Annotated in this window: 17 protein-coding genes; 7 read left to right on the forward strand and 10 right to left on the reverse strand. The window is 66.6% G+C overall.

Annotated features, from left to right (window positions below; genetic code table 11):
• The 4 genes from N5E02_RS14940 to N5E02_RS14955 all read left to right on the forward strand — a co-directional run.
• The coding region (locus tag N5E02_RS14940; RefSeq protein ID WP_279946435.1) for an SPOR domain-containing protein at nucleotides 1-165 on the forward strand (165 nt) is incomplete at its 5' end.
• A 46-nt stretch (nucleotides 166-211) separates the two neighbouring features.
• Nucleotides 212-991, forward strand: a complete 780-nt coding sequence (locus tag N5E02_RS14945; protein ID WP_005415448.1) for a CvpA family protein — start codon at nucleotides 212-214, stop codon at nucleotides 989-991.
• 30 nt (nucleotides 992-1,021) lie between these two features.
• The gene (gene purF, locus N5E02_RS14950) at nucleotides 1,022-2,488 is read left to right on the forward strand and encodes an amidophosphoribosyltransferase (protein WP_049414284.1); all 1,467 of its coding nucleotides are present in this window, start codon (nucleotides 1,022-1,024) and stop codon (nucleotides 2,486-2,488) included.
• Between the two features lie 9 nt (nucleotides 2,489-2,497).
• Complete coding sequence (locus N5E02_RS14955) at nucleotides 2,498-3,322, forward strand: ferritin-like domain-containing protein (protein WP_279946431.1); 825 nt, start codon at nucleotides 2,498-2,500, stop codon at nucleotides 3,320-3,322.
• Between the two features lie 64 nt (nucleotides 3,323-3,386).
• On the opposite strand, the gene N5E02_RS14960 is transcribed toward N5E02_RS14955, so the two are convergent.
• Nucleotides 3,387-4,844 (reverse strand): DUF2235 domain-containing protein, encoded by a 1,458-nt coding sequence (locus N5E02_RS14960; RefSeq protein ID WP_279946432.1) that lies wholly within the window; start codon nucleotides 4,842-4,844, stop codon nucleotides 3,387-3,389.
• Nucleotides 4,845-5,069: 225 nt separating this feature from the next.
• Here N5E02_RS14960 and N5E02_RS14965 point away from each other — a divergent pair, with 225 nt between their 5' ends.
• Nucleotides 5,070-6,323 (forward strand): M12 family metallo-peptidase, encoded by a 1,254-nt coding sequence (locus tag N5E02_RS14965; protein WP_065179517.1) that lies wholly within the window; start codon nucleotides 5,070-5,072, stop codon nucleotides 6,321-6,323.
• A gap of 88 nt (nucleotides 6,324-6,411) precedes the next feature.
• Here N5E02_RS14965 and lpxH read toward each other — a convergent pair whose 3' ends face one another.
• The 9 genes from lpxH to N5E02_RS15010 all read right to left on the reverse strand — a co-directional run bounded on the left by lpxH (nucleotide 6,412) and on the right by N5E02_RS15010 (nucleotide 20,062).
• A complete protein-coding gene (lpxH, locus tag N5E02_RS14970; RefSeq protein ID WP_005415454.1) occupies nucleotides 6,412-7,158 on the reverse strand; it encodes a UDP-2,3-diacylglucosamine diphosphatase in 747 nt (248 codons plus the stop codon).
• A gap of 93 nt (nucleotides 7,159-7,251) precedes the next feature.
• A complete protein-coding gene (locus N5E02_RS14975) occupies nucleotides 7,252-7,791 on the reverse strand; it encodes a phosphatase PAP2 family protein (protein WP_065185789.1) in 540 nt (179 codons plus the stop codon).
• Nucleotides 7,772-8,917, reverse strand: coding sequence for a glycosyltransferase family 1 protein (locus N5E02_RS14980; protein WP_065185790.1), 1,146 nt, complete (start codon nucleotides 8,915-8,917; stop codon nucleotides 7,772-7,774). The genes N5E02_RS14975 and N5E02_RS14980 overlap by 20 nt, the downstream gene beginning before the upstream one ends.
• Before the next feature lie 170 nt (nucleotides 8,918-9,087).
• Nucleotides 9,088-12,012: a TonB-dependent receptor gene (locus tag N5E02_RS14985; protein WP_005415457.1), complete on the reverse strand. Its 2,925-nt coding sequence runs from the start codon at nucleotides 12,010-12,012 to the stop codon at nucleotides 9,088-9,090.
• 317 nt (nucleotides 12,013-12,329) lie between these two features.
• Nucleotides 12,330-13,856 (reverse strand): exopolyphosphatase, encoded by a 1,527-nt coding sequence (gene ppx / locus N5E02_RS14990; RefSeq protein ID WP_005415458.1) that lies wholly within the window; start codon nucleotides 13,854-13,856, stop codon nucleotides 12,330-12,332.
• A gap of 169 nt (nucleotides 13,857-14,025) precedes the next feature.
• Nucleotides 14,026-16,113 carry a polyphosphate kinase 1 gene (gene ppk1, locus N5E02_RS14995; protein ID WP_032953971.1) on the reverse strand — a complete coding sequence of 696 codons (2,088 nt, stop codon included), beginning with the start codon at nucleotides 16,111-16,113 and terminating at the stop codon, nucleotides 14,026-14,028.
• Between the two features lie 4 nt (nucleotides 16,114-16,117).
• On the reverse strand, nucleotides 16,118-17,449 hold the full coding sequence (gene phoR, locus N5E02_RS15000; RefSeq protein ID WP_235649462.1) for a phosphate regulon sensor histidine kinase PhoR: 1,332 nt from the start codon (nucleotides 17,447-17,449) through the stop codon (nucleotides 16,118-16,120).
• 106 nt (nucleotides 17,450-17,555) lie between these two features.
• Nucleotides 17,556-18,245 carry a phosphate regulon transcriptional regulator PhoB gene (gene phoB, locus N5E02_RS15005; RefSeq protein WP_005408258.1) on the reverse strand — a complete coding sequence of 230 codons (690 nt, stop codon included), beginning with the start codon at nucleotides 18,243-18,245 and terminating at the stop codon, nucleotides 17,556-17,558.
• 116 nt (nucleotides 18,246-18,361) lie between these two features.
• A complete protein-coding gene (locus N5E02_RS15010) occupies nucleotides 18,362-20,062 on the reverse strand; it encodes a M48 family metalloprotease (protein WP_196769529.1) in 1,701 nt (566 codons plus the stop codon).
• 88 nt (nucleotides 20,063-20,150) lie between these two features.
• On the opposite strand from N5E02_RS15010, the gene grxC reads away from it, so the two are divergent.
• Nucleotides 20,151-20,441, forward strand: coding sequence for a glutaredoxin 3 (grxC, locus tag N5E02_RS15015; RefSeq protein ID WP_004154541.1), 291 nt, complete (start codon nucleotides 20,151-20,153; stop codon nucleotides 20,439-20,441).
• Nucleotides 20,438-20,813 (forward strand): carboxymuconolactone decarboxylase family protein (locus N5E02_RS15020; RefSeq protein WP_279946434.1); only part of this gene is annotated, 376 nt, incomplete at its 3' end. The genes grxC and N5E02_RS15020, both read left to right, overlap by 4 nt.

Below are 20,813 nucleotides of genomic sequence, written 5' to 3' on the forward strand. Positions count from 1 at the left end.
CGTGCTGCCGGCTTCAGCGCCTTCGTCGAGCAGGTGCGTACCGAAAAGGGCACCCTGCATCGCGTCCGTGTCGGACCGGTGGCCAACCGGGCTGACGCCGAACAGCTGAAGGCGCAGGTCGCCGCCAAGGTTGGCGTCGCCGGCATGGTCCGACCGCACCCATGACCGACGTGCAGGCCCGTTGCCAGCGCCGCCGAAGGAGCGGGGCGCCATGATCGACGTGGTGCTGCTGATCGTGATCGCTGCCTCGACCCTGCTCGGGATGCTGCGTGGCTTCGTGGGAATCGTCATCGGCACGTTGTCGTGGCTGCTGGCCGCGTGGGCGGCCTTCGCCTTCGGCAACGATGCCGCGCGCTGGTGGGCGGCACCCGCGGCACCTGGCGGCGAACATTTCGTCGGCGGCTACCTGGGCGTGGGTATTGGCGTGATGATCGTGGTCGCGGTGATCGGCATGGTCATCAAGGCGATGATCCACCGCAGCATGCTGACCAGCCTGGACCGGTTGCTGGGCGGTGTACTGGGGGCCGTGCGCGGTGGCCTGATCGCGGCGATCCTGGTGCTGCTGGCCGGCTTCACCCCGCTGACCGCCGAGCCCTCCTGGAAGCGCTCGGCGGTTCGCCCGGTGCTGAATCCGGCCGTGGCCTGGATGAACGGGAAGCTGCCGCACTGGCAGGTACCCGGCGCCGACATGCTGCCCAAGGCCTTGCCGACCGACATGCTGTCCCCATCTGCATTGATGGAATTGGGGAAGAACGCAGGCGCCGGGTTGGGAAAGCCGGGCGCGGCAGGCGATAATGGCATCCTCAACCAGGTAGTGGCGGGCGGCGGATGGCTGCGGCCCGCGAAAGCGGAACAGGGCGATGCATACGATCCGGCCGAAGTGCGCCCGGACGCCCCAGCACTGCCGGACAGTATCGAGCCGGACGATCCGGCCAATGTCGACCGCAGGCGCGGCGACCACCGCGGCCAGGTACGGCCACCTTCCTTGTAACTGGGCACAGCCCAGCGGAGACCTCGCACCATGTGTGGCATCGTCGGAATCGTCGGCAACCAGAACGTCGCCGGGCAGTTGTATGACGGCTTGACCGTTCTCCAGCATCGCGGCCAGGACGCGGCAGGTATCGCCACCGCCAATGGCAGCCGCCTGCGGGTGCAGAAGGCCACCGGCCTGGTCCGCGATGTGTTCGACGCCCGCACCATGTCCACGCTGGAAGGCAGCGTCGGCATCGCGCACGTGCGCTATCCGACGGCAGGTTCGGAAGGCATGGACGAGGCACAGCCGTTCTACGTGAATTCGCCTTACGGCATCGCGCTGGCCCACAACGGCAACCTGATCAACACCGAGGCGCTGCGCCAGCAGGTGTTCGAACAGGACCGGCGCAACGTCAACACCGATTCGGACAGCGAAGTGCTGTTGAACGTGTTTGCCTACGAACTGGAGCAGCAGCGCCAGCTCAGCCCGGAAGCCGCGATCCGCGCGGTGGCCGGCGTGCATCGCCGCTGCAAGGGCGGCTATGCAGTGGTCAGCGTGGTGCTGGGCCTGGGCCTGGTGGCCTTCCGCGACCCGCATGGCATCCGTCCGCTGGTGCTGGGCAAGCGCAGCCACGCAGAAGGCGACGAGTACATCGTGGCGTCCGAGTCGGCCGCGCTGGACGTGCTGGGTTTCCAGCGCGTGCGTGACGTGCAGCCGGGCGAAGCGCTGGTGATCACCGCGCGCGGCGAGCTGTTCTCGGAAATCTGCGCCGAGCCGGCCGAGCACACCCCGTGCATCTTCGAATACGTGTACTTCGCGCGACCGGATTCGATGATCGACAACGTCTCGGTGCACAAGGCACGCATGCGCATGGGCATCAAGCTGGGCGAGAAGATCCTGCGCCTGCGCCCGGACCACGACATCGACACCATCATCCCGATCCCGGATACCTCGCGCGATGCCGCGCTGGAGATCTCCAATGTGCTCGGGGTGAAGTACCGCGAAGGCTTCATCAAGAACCGCTACATCGGCCGCACCTTCATCATGCCGGGGCAGGGGGAACGCGTGAAGTCGGTGCGCCGCAAGCTCAACCCGATCCACCTGGAGTTCCGCAACCGCGTGGTGCTGCTGGTGGACGATTCGATCGTGCGTGGCACCACCAGCCAGCAGATCGTGCAGATGGCCCGTGATGCCGGCGCGCGCAAGGTCTACCTGGCCAGCGCCGCGCCGCCGGTGCGCTACCCGAACATCTACGGCATCGACATGCCGGCGGCCGAAGAGCTGGTCGCGCACAACCGCACGGTGGAAGAGATCGAGGCCCACCTGGGCTGCGACTGGCTGATCTACCAGGACCTGGAAGACATGGAAGCGGCGGTGAGCGAAGGCAACCCGGCGCTGCGCAGCTTCGATTCGTCCTGCTTCAACGGCCACTACCCGACCGGTATCGAGCCGGGCTACTTCGAGCGCATCCAGCAGTTGCGTTCGGACGATGCCAAGCACAAGCGCCGCGCCTGAGGATCAGGCGTGGTGGATGTGACCGACGTTGGTGGCGACCTGCTGCGCGCTGCGCAGCAGTGCCTGGCTGAAGCCGATCCGCTGCGCAAGGTTGCATTGACCCAGGCGTATGCGGCCGCGTTCCGTGCCGGTCGCCTGAAGGTGGCCGCGGATGCGCCGCCGCCGGATCCGATCTGCATGCCGGGTCGTCCGGGACGACTGGTGCTGGTGCATCCGCGCGAGGTACCACGGCGTGGACTGGGCGGCGTGGAAGGGCGGGCTGCCTTCATCCACGCCATCGCCCATATCGAGCTCAACGCGATCGACCTGGCCTGGGACGCGGTGTACCGGTTCCGGGGCCTGCCGTCGGCGTTCCATGCTGATTGGGTCAGCTGTGCCGATGACGAATCGCGGCATTTCATGCTGCTGCGCGAGCGCCTGCAGGTGCATGGCCACGACTATGCGGATTTCCCCGCACACAACGGTCTGTGGGAAATGTGCGAAAAGACCGCGCATGACGGCCTGGCGCGCATGGCGCTGGTGCCGCGCGTGCTGGAAGCGCGTGGCCTGGACGTCACCCCGGGCATGATCGAGAAGCTGCGCAATGTCGGCGATGGCGAAACCGCCGATGTGCTGGAGGTGATCCTGCGTGAGGAAGTGGCGCATGTTGCCGCCGGTTCGCGCTGGTATCGCTGGTACTGCGACCGCGCCGGTGCCGAGCCGCGCACGCGTTTCAAGGAGCTGCTGGTGGAGTACGCCGGCGGCTACCTGCACGGGCCGTTCAACATGGAAGCGCGCCTGCTGGCCGGATTCGATGCGGACGAACTCGCCAACCTGGTCGAGCAGGCCGGTTGAAGAAAAGGGGACGGAGGGATCAAGTCGTTTGTGCCAAAACGACTTGATCCCTCCGTCCCCTTTTTCATGCGTTCGGCAGTACCACGCGCTTGCCATCCACCGTTGGCCGGTTGATGTAGAACAGGCCGGGGCCCGGCCGGTACGGCAGCTCGCTGACGCCGGCATCGGCGGCGTAGGTCAGTGCGGTGTCGCCCAGCGCGTCGAAGTTCCAGTGCGCCGACTGCATCAGGTAACGCCGCCGCAACAGCGCCTCCTGGGTTTGCGTCAGTGGCTGTCCGGCCACCAGTCGTCGTGCGATGGGTTGCAGGGCGGACGGCAGCTCCCAGCCGGGGACTGCGTTGGCATTGGCCGTCCATCGCACGCCGGCATCAATGGCATGCTGCTGCATCACCTGAAGCGCGATCAGCTGGTAGCGCCAGTCGATGCGCCGGCGCAACACCACGGCCGCCGTCACGTACAGCACCGGTGACAGCACTACGCTGCGGCTGCCGGCGCGACGCTGTTGCTGCCACTGGTGCCAGACATCCACCCAGACTTCCTTTTCGTCCAGGCCCAACTGCTGCCGCCAGCGCTCGGCGTCGGCCTGCGCCTCGGCGTAGGCCGTGGTCGCCTGCAGGATCGCCAGCGGTGGCGTCTGGTACTCGGCCACGCTCGGGCGGCGCAGCAGCTGCCGGCGCGGGCGACTGAGCAGCTTGGGCCCTTCTTCGAGCTGGTTGTAGCCGCCGCCGATGTTGGCGTGCACGCCGGGCAGTGCGATCTCGGTGAACGCTGGCGCCACGCTGGTCAATGGATAGTGCTGGCGATGCTCGTCACGCGCGCTCAGTTGCAGCACCTGCCTGGCAACGCCTGCATGCAGCGCGAGGTGAGGTTGTTCGTCGGTGCGGCCACCGCTGACCGCAACCACCGTGTCGAACAGGCCGATGAAGCGCAGCGGCGGAGCGGCCGGGGCGAAGTCCGTTGTGCAGGACAGGCCAGCGGCCTGCAACAGCTGCCGCCAGCGGGTGCGATCCCAGGCCTGCAACTGGTTGGCCACATCGCGCGCGGCGGCCGCGCCCCGTGAAAAGCCGAACAGATCCAGCTGCACGCCACGCAGTGGTCGCTGCCAGCGTGCAGCAAGTGCACCCAGTGCCGCCGGCAGCAGCACCTGCAGCGCACGCTGCACTTTGGCGCGCACACTGCTGGCGCCAATGCCGAACGCCAGTCCGATCAGGTCGTCGTCGGCGTCATCGCGGGTACCGACACCTTCCACGTAGATCGACAGGGACGGGGGCGCCGATGTCCCGCTGCGGCTGTCCGGGTACAGCTGCTGCAGGCGGGCGATGTTGGTCAGGCCATTGTCGTAGCTGCTGGTCAACCGGCTCTGGTAGGTCGAATCGTCATCCGCACGCAGCTGCGCCGGGCGCGGCTGCGGCAGCTGGGGCCTGCCACGGGCCAGGTTGTGTGCGTTGTTGCGGGTGCCATCGAAGAACAGCCCGATCCGCAGCAAGCCGACATCTTCGTCCGTGTCCTGCGATGGTGCCATGTGCATTCCCCGTCGTGGCTGCGTCACAGTAGCGCGAAAGCGGTGTGTTAGCGACGTGTAGTAACGCTTTTGACCTTACTTAACCCAGATGCGGTCGATCACAAATCCTGATTTTCACTTCTCTCGCCTATTGAATTCACACGACCCGCGCAGGCCATATGACCAGACCCGGCACACCGGGTCGTGCTGCATCAACGCTGTTCACATCATTCAAGGAGCGACGCAATGTTGTCCAGATCGATTGGCAAAGCGGCAGGTGGCCTGGTGTTGGGTTTGTCGGTGGCAGCGGCCGCGCATGCGGCACCGTTGTTCGAGCCGGTGACGGTCATCAGCCGCGCATCGGCAAACAGCGAGCCCGCACTGGGCAAGCTGCTGGCCACCCCGTCCACGGCGACGGTACAGGAAGTGCGTGTCGATGCAGCAGCTACTGCACAACCGCAGCTGGAATTCGAACTGCTCGGCCGGCGGGTGCAGGCGGTGCGCAGCAAGGTCGAAGCACTGCCCGATGGCGGCAGCATCTGGTACGGCCAGTTCCGTTCGCCCTCGGACAAACTGACCGCGGCCACCTCCAACGGCCAGGACGACCCCGGCAATTCGCTGATCCTGGTGCGCTCGGGCGACACCGTCACCGGCTCGATCCGCAAGGATGGAAAGCTGTATCGCCTGCGCCCGTTGGGCAACCGCCACGTGCTGGTGGAAGTGGATGAATCGCGGATGCCGGCCGACCATCCGGCCGACTACAACCAGCTGCCGAAGATCCCGATGGGCAACAACGATCGCATCGGCATCGCGCAGGCATCGTCCGGTACGCCGGCGACCATCCGTGTGCTGGTGGTAGCGACCAATGCCGCCGTCGCCGCCTATGGCGGCAACATGCAGTCGCTGGTGCAGCTGGCGGTGGCCGAGTCCAACCAGGGCTACGGCAACAGCAACGTCGGCCTGACGCTGCAACTGGCCGGTTACGAGACCACCAGCTACAGCGAGTCTGGCAACTTCACCACCGACCTGTCGCGTTTCCGTGGCACCAGCGACGGCTACATGGACAGCATCCACACCAGCCGCAACACCACTGCGGCCGATGTCGGCGTGCTGCTGATCAACAACAGTGCCTACTGCGGCCTGGCCTCGGGGATCGGCTCTACCGCGTCGACGGCGTTCGCGGCGGTGTACTGGGATTGCGCGACCGGCTACTACTCATTCGCGCATGAGATCGGCCACCTGCAGAGCGCGCGGCATGACATCGCCACCGACCCGAGCACATCGCCCTACACCTATGGCCACGGCTACCGCTATGAGCCGTCCAGCGGCACCGGCTGGCGCACTATCATGGCCTATAACTGCACCCGCAGCTGCCCGCGCCTGAACTACTGGTCCAACCCGAACATCAGCTACAACGGCATCCCGATGGGCAATGCCAGTACCGCTGACAACCAGCGCGTGCTGGTCAACACCAAGGCCACCATCGCGGCCTTCCGCTGAGGCCAAGCGCCGACCAAGCGGCGGCGTCTACCCGGGCGCGTTCACCGGCTCGGGTAGATGCCAACCCTGGTTGGCATCCTGCAATCCATCAATCGCGGGCGAGCGTATCCAGCGACCAGCCGCTGGCATCCACGCGCAGCACCGAGCCCTGTTCGTACCAGTCACCCAGCACGATACGGATGCAATCGCGTCCACCGGCCTGCAGTGCGTGGATGGCCGGACGGTGCGTGTGACCGTGGATCATGGTGTCCACGCCGTGGCGTACGAAGGTAGCATCGACTTCGGACGGGGCCACGTCGGTGACGGTCTCGAACTGCGCGCGATCGCCCTGCTTCATTTCCGACTGGCGGGCCTGGCTCGCCTCGCGCGCCTTCTGCGCGAAGGCGATGCGTGCAGCCAGCGGCTGCGACAGGAACTGCGCCTGGAACACCGGGTCGCGGGTCTGCGCACGGAACTGCTGGTAGGGGATGTCATCGGTGCACAGCAGGTCACCATGCTGCAGCAGCACCGGGCGGCCGTACAGCTCGATCACGCACGGGTCGGGCAGGATGCGCAGGCCGGCACGGCGCGCATAGTCCTCGCCAAGCAGGAAGTCGCGGTTGCCGCGGATGAAGTACACGGGCACGCCGCTGTCGGACAGCACCTTCAACGCATCGGCCACCGCATCGGCGGCCGGAGAGGGCGTGTCGTCGCCGATCCAGGCCTCGAACAGGTCGCCGAGGATGTACAGCGCATCGGCGCCGGGCGCCTGCTCGCGCAGGAAGCGCAGGAACAGGTCGGTGATCTCCGGACGGCTGGGGTCCAGGTGCAGGTCGGATATGAACAACGTGGTCATGCCTGCATTCTAGGCCATCAATGATGATGGTAGCGCCGCCGGTATTGTGGGGGTCAGATCTCTTTTCCGAAGGAAAAGGATCTGACCCCGGGGCTACACCGGCAGCGGCAGCCAGGTCAGGCTGGCCGAAGCCAGCAGGACGGCGATGCCCGTGGCGGCGAGCACGTCGGAAGGATAGTGCAGGCCCAGCACCACCCGCGACAGTGCGACGCCGAGGGTGAACGGCACCAGCAAGGGTGCCAGCCAGGGGTAGTAGGCCAGTGCGACGATGGTGAACGACACTGCGTGCAGGGTGTGCCCGGAGGGGAAGCTGAATTCGTCCAGTGGTGCCACCCAGGCGCGGATGCGAAGATCGGCCGCGTAAGGCCGCGGGCGCCGCGTCCAGCGCTTGAGGCCCTTGTACAGCAGCAATGCGGCCAGGCCGGTGGCGGCCATGTGCACCGAGGCGCGCAGGCCATCGAAGCCATCCAGCACCACCAGCGCAGCCATCAGCACATACCAGAACACGCCATCGCCGAGACGGCTGATGGCCGAGAACAGGCGGCGCACGCGGCGGCGCCGGCAGTAGTGGTTCGCCCGCCGGCACAAGCGTGCCTCGCGCCCTGCCAGCAGTTCAAGCGGCGTGGTGCGCATGGCCGCTCCTCCGCGACTGCGCAAGCTCGGCCAGCAACGCATCGAACTCGGCCACCACCTGTTGTGGATGCAATCGCTTCATCGCGCGTGCGGCATTGCCGCCCAGTTCGTGGCGTTTCGCGTCATCGGCGGCCAGTTGCACGGCGGCCTCGATGAACTGCTCGTCGCTGTCCACCGCTGCGCCGTTCTCGCCGTTGCGCAGGTACTCACGCGCGGCGCCGTAGTCGAAGGCCACGGTGGCCACGCCGCTGGCCATGCTTTCCAGAGTCACGTTGCCGAACGTCTCACTGCGGCTGGGGAACAGGAACAGATCGCCGCTGGCGAAGTGGCGGGCCAGCGCATCGCCGCGCTGGATGCCACAGAAGATGAAATCGGGATTTTCATGTGCCAGCTTCTCGCGGGCCGGGCCGTCACCCACCCATACAAAGCGTGCCTTGGGCCGGATCTGCTGCAGGCGGCGGAATGCCTTCACCGCCAGGTCGAGGTTCTTTTCAGCAGCAATGCGGCCGACATAGATCGCCACCAGGCCGTTGCCATCCACGCCCCATTCCTCGCGCAGCGCAGGATCGCGCCGGCCTGGATCGAACTGCTGGCTGTCCACCGCACGGGCCAGCAGGCGCACGCGTTCGAAGCCCTGTTCGCCGAGGAACTGCTGCAATTCGCGGGTCGGCACCAAGGTAGCGTCCGCCTGGTTGTGGAAGCGGCGCATCCAGCGCATGGCCGCGGCCTGCAGCCATGCCACGCCATAGTCGGGCAGGTACTCGTCGAAGCGGGTGTGGAAGCCGCTGGCGACCGGAATGCCGAGGCGACGTGCGGTACGCAGTGCCGACCAGCCGAGTGGACCTTCTGTGGCGATGTAGACCGCATCCGGACGCTGATTCTGCCAATGGCGGCCCAGCCGGATCGGGGCTGGCAGTCCGAAGCGCAGGCCGGGGTAGCGGGGCAGGGCAGCGCCGGGAACCAGCAAGGTGCCGGGTGCCGAATCCAGCGCTTCGGTGGACTGGCGGGGGCGGACGAGGTCGATCTCGTGTCCGGCTGCACGCAGACCCTGCTCCAGGCCCTGTACGGTGAGGGCGACGCCGTTGACTTCCGGCGGATAGGTCTCGGTGACGATGGCATAGCGCATGGCGGGCCTCCCGGTTTCCGGCATGCTCGGCCCTGGCGATGTAGCCGACATGACCACTTTGCGACCGTCAGATGACGGGGGCGCCGGCCACCGCAGGGGCGCTGCGGCCAACAAAAAACCACGGCCCCGAAGGGCCGCGGTCCTGGTGCTTCATGTCACAGCGCGATGGATCAGAAGCGCTGCTGGTACTTCATGTAGACGAAGCGGCCGATGTCGTAGCCGCCGTAGTACGAGAAGGCCGAGTTCGGCTTGCTGTACATGATCGGGCCGGTCTTTTCAAACACGTTGTTGGCACCGACCGACACGGTGGCATCCCACGGCAGCGAGTAGCGCACCTGCACGTCGTGGAAGGTGACCGCACCACGCTCGTTGTAGTTGCGGGCGCCCTTGTACCACGGTGCATACACACCCGGATCCGAGCATTCGTCCGGGTACAGCGCGATGTTCGAGCAGGTTTCCTTCACGCCCGAGTAGTAACGCGCGGTCCAGCTCGCGCCGAAGTTGCCCCGCTCGTAGCCCAGCACCAGGTTGGAACGGACGCGGAAGGCGCTGCCGATGCCGTTGGTGACGATCGGGACGATCGAGTTGTCGTTGGAGGTGCGGTAGGTTGCACTGGATACGTAGGTGGTGGCCGAGTTCACGTTGAACTTGCCGAACCGGGTGTCCAGACGGTAGCTCACATCCAGGTCGTAGCCTTCGGTTTCCATGAAGCCCGCGTTGCGGTTGCCGAACTTCAGGTTGGTCACGATGCCGGTCACCGGGTCACGCTGGAAGCGCGAGCAGCGCGCTTCGATGCCCGACTCATAGCAGTCCTGCAGGATCTGGGTCGGCGTGTCGGCGATGATCGTGTTGTCGATGCGGATCTTCCACCAGTCCAGCGAGGCGTTGAAGCCCTGGATGAAGCTCGGGCTCCAGACCAGGCCCAGCGTCTTGCTGGTCGAGGTTTCCGGCGTCAGCAGCGGGTTGGACCCGGAGGTGAACGGCACCGGCGTCGCGTCCGTCGACGTGTTCACCGGGGTGCCGCCCTGGCGGAGCTGGCGGAAGGTATTCGCATTGGCGATGTCGCGTGCGCAACGTGCACGGACTTCGGCGCTGGAGGCCGAGGAACCGAAACGGGTGTCGCACGGATCGCTGAACTGCGCGAAGGTCTCCGAACCACCACCGAACAGGTCGCTGATGGTCGGTGCGCGGAAGCCTTCGGCCCAGGTGCCACGCACCATCAGCGAGTCGATCGGCTTCCACTTGAAACCGAACTTGCTGTTGAGCGTGTTGCCGAAGGTGTTGTAGTCCGAGAAGCGGGTTGCGCCATTGAAGGTCAGTTCCTTCGCGCCCGGCAGGTCGGCCAGCACCGGAACGTTCACTTCCAGGTAGGCCTCGTTGACGGTGTAGTCACCGCCGGTCGGGCCTGCGGCCAGGTTGGTGGTAGCGCCGGTCTGGGCCAGGGCATCCGGGGTGTACTTGCCTTCTTCCTTGCGGCTTTCCACGCCGAAGGCGAAGCCGAGATCGCCAGCCGGCAGGGTGACGATGCTGCCAGCGATGTTGGCAAAGAAGTTCTTGGAGGTGGTGCGGCCCTTGGTGATCTCTTCCGGGAACAGCCACGCCTGCAGTTCTTCGTTGCCGTACAGGCCATCGGCAGCCGTCGTGCCGTACGGAACCAACGGGTTCCACGGCTTGCACACGTCGTAGGAGATCGGTGCAGCTGCGGTACCGCACTGCACCTTGCCAGTGGCGGCGTTGTAGAACGACGGGCCGACGCCGCCGGCGACGCGACCCTTGTGCAGGTTGCCGGTGGCCACCGATTCCAGTTCATTGCGGTTGTACTGGTAGCCCACTTCCCAGTCGAAGTAGCGGCTGCCGATCTCGAACGAACCGTCGAACGACGCCACCGCGCGGTAGGTCTTCAGCTCGCTGGTGGTCACGCGCGGCACTTCCCAGGTACGGCGGTTCCAGGCCACGGCGGTCGGGTTGGCGTAACCGTGCTGGCGGCCGAACGGGTTGAAGTAGCTGTTGATCGACATCGAGCCGACACCGGCGGTGCTCGACTGCAGCGGATAGCCCGCGATCTGGCGGGTGGACTCACGCTTGTTGTAGCCCAGCTCGGTGCGGAAGTTGACGTTGTCGGTGATCTTGAAGCGGCCGTCGAAATAGACCGAGTCGCGCTTGACCGGATACATCACATGCATCTGGTCGTTGGCGTTGCTCACGTCACCGGTGAAAGGCGTGGTATCGGTGAGGTGGTAATTGGCCGGGTTGGTGGGATCCGCGCCGCGGTTGAGGGAATAGCCGCAACCCGCAGTGGCGGTACAGCCCGGGCCGCGCAGACCCGTGAACTGGCCGTACTGGCTGATGGTGGTCCAGTTGCTGCTGTCGTACGGGTGGCGATCGGTCATGCCGTACTTGCTGAAGCCGCGATCGCGCGCCCACACGCCCTTCTCTTCGGCATGCTCGGCCGAGAGGGTCAACGACACGCGCTCATTGCTCCAGCCGGCGACAACGTCGAAGCGGTCGCGTGCACCGTCGCCCTGGCTGTACTGGCCGTGGTAGACGTTGGCAGTCACACCGGTGACATTGGAACGGGTGATGATGTTCACCACACCGGCCATGGCGTCGGAGCCATAGATCGCAGAGGCGCCGTCCTTCAGCACCTCGATGCGTTCCACGGCGGACACCGGCAGCGTGGAGATGTCCTGGTAGCCGGACGTGCTGATGCCCAGGCGCTTGCCGTTGACCAGCACCAGGGTGCGCTGGGTGCCCAGGTTGCGCATGTCGATGTAGGTGCCGCCCGCGTTTTCGCCTGCGGTCAGCGCATTGGCGCGGCTGATGGTCGGGCTGCCCATGGCGGTGACGTTCTGCAGAATGTCGGCAACCGAGCTGAACCCCTGCTTTTCGATGTCGTTGCGGCTGATCGCGAACACCGGCTGGGCGGTCTCCACGTCCACCTGGCGGATGCGCGAGCCGGTGATCTCGATGCGGTCGAGGTTGGTCGGGTTGGCGTTGCTGCCTTCCTGGGCAAACGCGGGCAGCGCTGCCAGCGCTGCAGTGGTAGCCAGGGCGTAGCGGATGGCCTGCCCCAGTGCGGTGGTGCGTGAAGTCATGGCGAGCTCTCTCTCTCAGGTCGTGCACAGGACGCCAAAGGGGGCGTCGAAGGAGCCAGCAGGGTCGATGACCGAGCCGGTGACCCGATAGTAGTCTCGTTAGTTAATGCTCTGTAAAGGGTTCGTATCCATTTATGTCACGCGGCCGCGCCAGCCTTCACAAAACGTGAACAAAAGCAGGTGCTTACGTGATGGCAGCGATTGCCCACAGCACGCCGTTGTGTTGCGGAGCAGCACAAAAAATCGCCAGACTGCGCAAAGTGGGAGTGGGAAATGCGTCACCCCGGTTGTCCTGTGGACAACAGCGGACAGCGTATTCAGGCCACGAACGGGCGGAACTGGATGCCCAGCCCGGCGATGCCATCGGTCTCGCCGATCAGGTCCGCGCGCAGCAGCGGGCGGGCATCGATGAAGGCCTGCGGCACGATCAGCGACAGCCGGTTGTCGTCGGCGGTCAGTTCCAGTGCCGGCAGCGGATCGTCTTCGTGGGCGCGGTTGAGCAGCACCGCCAGCCGCAGCAGGGCCGCCAGCCGGCGTGCGGTCAGCAGCAGTCGCTCGGGCAGGGCGTCGAAGGCGGTCTTGGTCACGCTGCGGCGGTGGCTGCGCACCAGAGCCGCCAGCATCTGCTGCTCCTGGCGCGAGAAGCCGGCGATATCCGAGTGTTCCAGCACATAGCTGCCATGCACGTGGTAGCCGCTGTGCGCGATCATCAGGCCCAGCTCGTGCAGGCGCGCGGCCCAGCCGAGCATGCGCGCATCGTCGGCATCGAGCCTCCAGCGCTCCTGCACCTGTTCCAGCAGGGATAGCGCGGTGTCCTGCACGCGCTCGGCCTGGACGGTATCGATACCGTAGCGCTGGCTGAGCGCAGCCACCGATTCGTCACGCAGGTCGTTTTCGCCGGCGCGGCCGACGATGTCATACAGGATGCCTTCGCGCATCGCCGCCTTGCTGACCAGCAGCTTCTGCAGGCCCAACGCCTGGAAGGCCGCTTCCAGCACCAGGATGCCGCCGGCAATGATCGGGCGGCGGTCGCTGGACAGGCCCGGCAGCTGGATGTCGTCGATCTTCTTGGCCTTCAGCAGTTCATCGCGCAGCTGCGGCAGGGCCTCGGCGGTGATGGCGCCCTTGCTCAGCTTCATCGTCGCGCAGATCTCGCTGATCGCCTTGTGCGTGCCCGAAGAGCCCAACGCTTCCTGCCAGCCCAGCGCGCGGTACTTGCTGGCGAAAGGCTGGAACTCGCGGCCAATCTCGGCCAGCGCGTCCTTCCAGCGCTTCTTGCTCAGCTTGCCGCCGGGGAAAAAGCGCCGGGTGCTGGCGATGCAGCCGGCCTGCAGGCTTTCGCGCTCCAGGGTCTGCATGCCCATGCCGATGATGAACTCGGTGGAGCCACCGCCGATGTCGATCACCAGCCGGCGCTGCCCGGGCTTGGGCGGTTGCGCGTGGGCCACGCCCAGGTAGATCAGGCGCGCTTCTTCGCGCCCGCTGACCACTTCGATGGCATGCCCCAGTGCGGTCTCGGCCGGTACCAGGAACGACTGCGGCGAGCGCAGCTGGCGCACGGTGTTGGTGGCCAGCGCGCGCACCCGGTGCGGCGGCACATTGCGGATGCGCTGGCCGAAGCGGGCCAGGCATTCCAGTGCACGTTGGCGTGCAGCGGAAGAGAGACCACCCTTGCCATCCAGGCCATCGGCCATGCGCACCGTCTCGCGCAGGCGGTCGATCACCCGCAGCTGGCCGAGCGTATAGCGCGCGATGACCATGTGGAAACTGTTGGAGCCAAGGTCGATGGCGGCCAGCAGGTCGCCATCCTGCAATGCGGGCGGAGTCGTGGTGGTATGCGGCATGGACGAATGTTAGCCGAAGGGGCGGTGTGCTCGTCACCGCGCGGCCTTCACATTTTGGAAGAGGGCGTGCCGCAGGACTGCAAGGGGTCAGATCCCTTTCCCGCAGGAAAGGGATCTGACCCCGTGGCGATCGAACCCCGACCAGCGGTCGGGATCTACCGGGGCAGGGTCAGAGCCCCTGCATCAACGCCATCTGCGCCGAATGCGGGGCTTCGTCGTGGGCTGGGGCACGCTTGTGGTAGATGCCGTGCGCGTCCAGTTCCCAGGCGTTGAGGTTGTCGTCAAGGTAGTTCTGCAGGACTTCGCGGTAGACCCGCTTGGCCAGTTCCGGATCGAGGATCGGGAAGCAGGTCTCGACCCGGCGCAGCAGGTTGCGTTCCAGCCAGTCGGCGCTGGCGCAGTACATTTCCGGTGCGCCGTCGTTGCCGAACCAGTAGACGCGGCTGTGCTCCAGGAAGCGGCCGACGATCGAGCGCACGCGGATGTTGTCCGAGATGCCCGGTACGCCCGGTCGCAGCGTGCAGGCGCCGCGGATGATCAGGTCGATCTGCACGCCGGCCTGCGACGCGGCGTACAGCGCGCGCACCACCTGCGGTTCGTTCAGTGCGTTCATCTTGGCGATGATCCGCGCCGGGCGGCCGGCGGCGGCGATGCGCGTCTCGCGCTCGATGCGGCCGAGGATGCCGGTGTGCAGGGTGAAGGGCGACTGCAGCAGGCGCTTGAGCTTCATCTTCGACGCCAGCCCGGACAGCTGCTGGAACAGCAGGTGCACGTCATTGCCGATGTCCGCATCGGCGGTGATCAGGCTGATGTCGGTATACGCGCGGGCGGTGCCGCTGTGGTAGTTGCCGGTACCCAGGTGCACGTAGCGGCGCAGCTTGCGGCCCTCGCGGCGCACGATCAGCAGCATCTTGGCGTGGGTCTTGTAGCCGACCACGCCGTACACCACCTGCACGCCGGCTTCCTGCAGGCGATCGGCCAGGCCGAGGTTGGCTTCTTCGTCGAAGCGGGCGCGCAGTTCGACCACCACGGTCACGTCCTTGCCGTTGCGCGCGGCCTGGATCAGCGCATCGACGATCAGTGAGTCCTTGCCGGTGCGGTACAGGGTCTGCTTGATCGCCAGCACGTTCGGATCGATTGCCGCCTGCCGGATCAGGTCCAGCACTGCGGTGAAGGCGTCGAACGGATGGTGCAGCAGCAGGTCCTGGCGCGCCACCGTCTCGAAGATGCCGTCACTGTCGCGCAGCGTGCGCGCGGTCATCGGCGGGTATTTCAGGTCCGGTTGCGCGATCAGATCGTACAGCTGGATGATGCGGTTGAGGTTGACCGGGCCATCGATGCGGTACACCGCGTTCTCGGTCAGGCCGAAATTCTGCAGCAGGGTCCGCACGATCTCGCGCGGCATGTCGTGCGCGATCTCCAGCCGCACCGCTGGCCGGTAGCCGCGGTCGACCAGCTCGTCACGCAGCGCCAGCGCCAGGTTTTCCACTTCCTCCTCGTCCACCACCAGCTCGGAATTGCGGGTGACGCGGAACTGGTAGGCGCCCTGGACTTCCATGCCCGGGAACAGCTCATCGACGAAGGTCGACAGCACCGACGACAGGAACACGAAGTTCTGGGGCCCGCCGAGCTTTTCCGGCAGCTGGATGATGCGCGGCAGCGAGCGCGGCGCACGCACGATGGCCAGGTGGCCGGCACGGCCGAACGCGTCGGTGCCCTTCAGTACCACCACGATGTTCAGCGACTTGTTGAGGATCTTCGGGAACGGGTGCACCGGGTCAAGGCCCAGCGGCGACAGCACCGGCATGATCTCGTTGCGGAAGTAGGCGCGCAGCCAGCGCTTCTGGCGGTCGGTCCAGGAGTGGCGGCCGAGCACGCCGATGCCGGCCTCCATCAGCGCCGGCCGCAGCGTCTCGTTCCAGCAGCGGTACTGCTGGTCCACCAGTTCGGCGGCGCGGTCATGGATGGCGCTCAGGATGGCCTGCGGGCTCATCCCGTCCGGTGCGGGTGGCAGGCCGTACTCCTGCGCGTGGCGCACGGCGGCGGCACGGATCTCGAAGAACTCGTCGAGGTTGGTGCAGGAGATGCACATGAAGCGCAGGCGCTCCAGCAGCGGTACCTGCGGGTCCATCGCCTGGGCCAGCACGCGGAAGTTGAAATCCAGCTGCGACAGCTCGCGGTTGATGTACAGCGCCGGGTCACGCAACGGATCGTTGTCCGGGCTCACGGGGAGGGGGAGGGATCCGAGGCTGCTCATGGCGTCATTCTTCGAGGGAGGTCAGGGGGGCGGACTCGCGCGGGCGCACGTGGTCGGCATCGAAATGGCAGGAGAACACCGAGCCCTTGCCGACTTCGCTTTCAATCTCCAGCCGCGCGTGGTGCAGGCCGAGGATGTGCTTGACGATGGACAGGCCCAGGCCGGTACCACCGCTTTCGCGCGAGCGGCTGCTGGAGACACGGTAGAAGCGTTCGGTCAGGCGCGGCAGGTGGGTGGCCGGGATGCCGTAGCCGGAATCGCGCACCGCCAGCACCGCACCGTCGCCCTCGCGGCGGAACTCCACCGCGATGCGGCCACCGGCCGGCGTATAGCGCACCGCATTGGTGACCAGGTTGGAGAATGCGCTGTGCAGTTCCTTGGTCGAGCCCTGAAGGTCAACGCCGGCGAGGTCGTCGATGCTGATCTGGTGGCGGCCCTGGCTGTGCGCTTCGGCTTCGCGGCGCAGGGTGGCCAGCATCGGCTGCATGGCCACGGTCTCGTCCTCGCTGTGTTCCTGCGATTCGAGGCGCGACAGGGTCAGCAGGTCTTCCACCAGCTGGGCCATGCGCTGGCTCTGCTTGCGCATTTCTTCCAGCATCGGTCCGGTTCCCGGGAAATCCTCCGGGTCCATCATGTCCAGGTAGCCGTGGACCACGGTGAGCGGCGTGCGCAGCTCGTGTGAAACGTTGGCGACGAAATCCCGCCGCACCTGCTCCAGGCGCAGCAGCTTGCTGACGTCACGCGCGATCAGCAGCCAATAGTCCGACGAGTAGGGAATCAGGCGCAGGTTCAGGCGGATCGCCGGATCGACCGGCGAGGGTACGTCCAGGATCGGCTCGGCATTGCGGCCGCCGGCCAGCCAATGCGCCAGCGGCATCGGCTGCAGGCGTTCGACCAGGGCCTCGCCAAGGTCGCCGGGATGGTGCAGGCCGAGCAGAGCGGTAGCCGCTTCGTTGAACCACTGCACGCGCTGGCTGTTGCGATCCAGCACGACGACGGCATCAGGCAGCGCGGCGGCAGCAGCGCGGTAGCTGCGCAGCATGTCCAGCAGGCGGCGCTTGCGCACGCGCATTTCCACCTGGTTGCGGTACAGCAGGCGGTCCAGTTCGTTCCAGACGCCGGTGCCTTCTTCGGCGGTGTCCCAGCGCTGGCGAGCGGTCAGCCGGCGCAGAACGCTGCGCAGGCGCCAGTAATGCCAGGCCAGGGCCGCCAGCGCGCCCAGTGCGATGCACAACCACAGATGGCCCGTGAACCACCCCACCAGTCCGGCGAACAGCAGCACCGCGGCAACGGTGGCCAGGGTCTTCAACCAGGCAGAGCGGATGTGGCGGGGCATTGCGATCTCGTCGTTGAGGTGCGGCGGTTCACTGGGGTGAACCGAGGGTTATAGCAGAGTTGCCGGCACCGGCACCCGCAGGTGCGCGGTGCCGGCACGACGAGACTCAGGTAGCAGTGGAGAAGCGGTAGCCGGCGCCGCGCACGGTCTGCACCATGTTCTCGGCGTTGAACGGCTCCAGCGTCTTGCGCAGGCGGCGGATATGCACGTCGATGGTGCGCTCCTCCACGTACACGCTGCCGCCCCATACATGGTCCAGCAGCTGCGCGCGGGTGTAGACGCGCTCCGGGTGGGTCATGAAGAAATGCAGCAGACGGTATTCGGTCGGGCCGATCGGCACCGGCTGGTCGTTGGCGAACACGCGATGGGCGGCGCCGTCGATACGGATCGGGCCGACGGCTACGCTGCCGTCCTCGTCATCTTCGCGGGCGCGGCGCATGACCGCTCGGATGCGGGCCAGCAGTTCGCGTGCCGAGAACGGCTTGACCACATAGTCATCGACACCGGCCTCGAGGCCACCGACGCGATCATTCTCTTCGCCGCGGGCGGTCAGCATGATGATCGGTACTTCGCGGGTCAGCGTTTCCTTGCGCCAGCGGCGGGCCAGGTCCAGGCCGCTGGTGCCGGGCAGCATCCAGTCCAGCAGGATCAGGTCGGGAACGCGATCGGCGATCGCGGTCTGGGCCTCCCGGGCATCGCCGGCGTGGACCGGTTCGTAATCGCCCTTGCGAAGGGCGAAGGCGACCATTTCACGGATCGCGGGCTCGTCATCGACGATCAGGATGCGTTTCTGCACGAGGACACCGTAGGGCTCGGTTACTGGAGTGGTGCCAGTAGACTACGGTTTGATGACATGTTTGTGACTACCCGGCCGGAACCGACCTGGATTGCCATCGGCCGGTCATGCGGTGCTCAGCGGCGGTCCAGGTCCGGGTCCTGCACGCCCTGCCGGCGCAGCTCCAGCACTGTCGGGGTGATCGATTCGATGCGCGCGTCAACCCGCGCGCGGCCGATGTAATCCAGCGCCGGGTTGCGCTTGAGCGCCTGCAGCTGCATCAGCGCCTGTTCTGGCCGCCCGCTGAGGAAGGCGGCCTCGGCATAGGCCTCGCTGGCGCGCACGCTGTCGCCAGCCAACTCGCTGGCGCGGGCGAAACGCTGCTGGAAGACCGGATCGTTACCGCTTTGCGACAGCAGGGGGCGCAACATTGCCTGCGCACGCTGGCCGGCTTCGCGGCTGCCTTGTTCGTTCAGGATCTCGGCATAGGTCAGTGCCACCGGGCGGCTGTTGGGGTGTTCGCGCAGCAGCTGCTCGAAGCGGCTGTTGGCCTGGGCCGCCTGGCCTGCGCGCGACTCCGCCTCGCCCAGGCCCAGCGCCAGCCACAGGTTGCCGGGGTGGCTCTGCAGCAGGCCGGCCAGGGTCTGCCGGGCCTGGCCGGCACCGGCACGGCCACCGCGCATCACCGCCAGCGCCTGGCCGTAGCGCTGCGCATCGTTGAGGCCGTCCTTCTGCCGCTTGGCCAGGTCGGCGTACTCGCGCTCCAGCTCGGGGGGGGAGTCCGCGCTGAGCACGCGCAGGCGCTCACGCGCCCACTCGAAGTCACCGCTGGCGCCACGGTTGAGCTGGCCGATCGGCAGGCGCAGCACACTGCCGGGCAGCAGCGGGTTGTTGCCGCGCAACAGCGGCTCGCCCAGGCTGGGATCTGCCGGGTCCACCCGCTCCTTGCGCTCGCCGGTGGGGGTGCTGGTGGTGAGCAGCACCGTATCCTTCTTCATCTGCTCGGCGCGGGCTTTGGCCTCGCTGATGCGGGTGATGTTGACCGGGTGGGTGCGCAGGAACTCGGGCACGCTGTAGCCGCCTTCGTTGCCGCGCATGGCTGCCGACATCCGCTCGAAAAAGCCGGCCATGGCATCCACGTCGTAGCCGCTGCGCGACAGGGTGCGGATGCCCAGGCGGTCGGCCTCGGACTCGTTGGAGCGGGTGTAGTTGATCTGCCGCTGCTGCATCAGGCCCATGCCCGAGCTGATCGCGGCCATCGTCGCGTTGCCGGACGACGTGCTGTTGCTGGCCTGGGCGGCCACTACCGCCGCCAGCATGCCCAGCAGGATCGGGATCTGGTCGCGCTGGGCGCGCTCGACACCGCGCAGCACGTGCTGCTGGGTGACGTGGGCGATTTCGTGGGACAGCACCGCAGCGACCTCGTCCTCGCGCTCGGCGGTCAGCACCAGTCCGGCATTGACCCCGATGTAGCCGCCCAGCGTGGCGAACGCGTTGATCTGGCGGTCGTTCATCACGAAGAAGGTGTACGGCTGCCGCGGCTGGTCACTGTTGGAGCCGAGCCGGGTACCCATGGTCTGCAGCCAGTCGTTGACCAGCGGATCTTCCAGCAGGTAGCCGTAGTTGCGCAGCTCGCGCAGCATCATCGCGCCGTACTCGGCCTGGCGGGCCGGGGTCAGCAGCTCGCCGGCCGAAGAGCCGATGTCGGGCAGCTTCTCCTGGGCCTGGGCCAGCGGCATGGCCAGGGCCAGGGTGACGGCGGTAGTCAGCAGCAGGGCTCGCAAGCAGAAGGTCCTCGGGCGGGGCGCGCCAAGCGTGGCAGGGCGGGGGGCAACCATTCGTTAATCCACAGTGTTGCGGCCGTGGCGTGGAAATTCCAGCGCACCGGTACCATATGTAGACCGTCGATCCATCGTGGAGTTTCCCGTGACAGCCCAGACCGCCGGCGGTGCCCCCGCCATCACCATCTATTCCACTGCCGTCTGCCCGTATTGCGTGGCCGCCAAGAACTTCCTGAAGAGCAAGGGCCAGCAGTGGACCGAGGTCCGCATTGACCTGGACCCGGCCGAGCGCGAGAAGATGATGGCGCTGACCCGCCGCACCAGCGTGCCGCAGATCTTCGTCGGCGACGTCCATGTCGGCGGCTACGACGACATGATGGCCCTGCACCGTGAAGGCAAGCTCGAGCCGCTGCTGGCCGGGCAGGGCCAGGCATGAGCGCGGCCGACGACGGCAGCAAGGACCGCATCGCCGAGTTCACCGAGTTCCGCAAGCGCATGAACGAGCGCATCCTGGGCGAACCGAACCAGGTGGTGCGCCGCTTCTTCGCGCTGGATACGCAGACCTACCAGGCCGGCGCGCTGGACGTGAAGACCAAGGAGCTGCTGGGCCTGGTGGCCTCGATGGTGCTGCGCTGCGACGACTGCATCAGCTACCACGTGGCCCAGTGCAAGGACGCCGGGGTGACCCGCGAGGAGTTCTTCGAGACCTTCTCGGTCGGCCTGGTGGTGGGCGGCTCCATCGTGATCCCGCACCTGCGCCGCGCGGTCGCCTTCCTCGACCAGCTGGAAGGCGGCGCCGCCGCGCCAG

It is taken from the genome of Stenotrophomonas sp. GD03777 (genome assembly GCF_029842485.1).
Classification (GTDB): Bacteria; Pseudomonadota; Gammaproteobacteria; order Xanthomonadales; family Xanthomonadaceae; genus Stenotrophomonas; species Stenotrophomonas sepilia.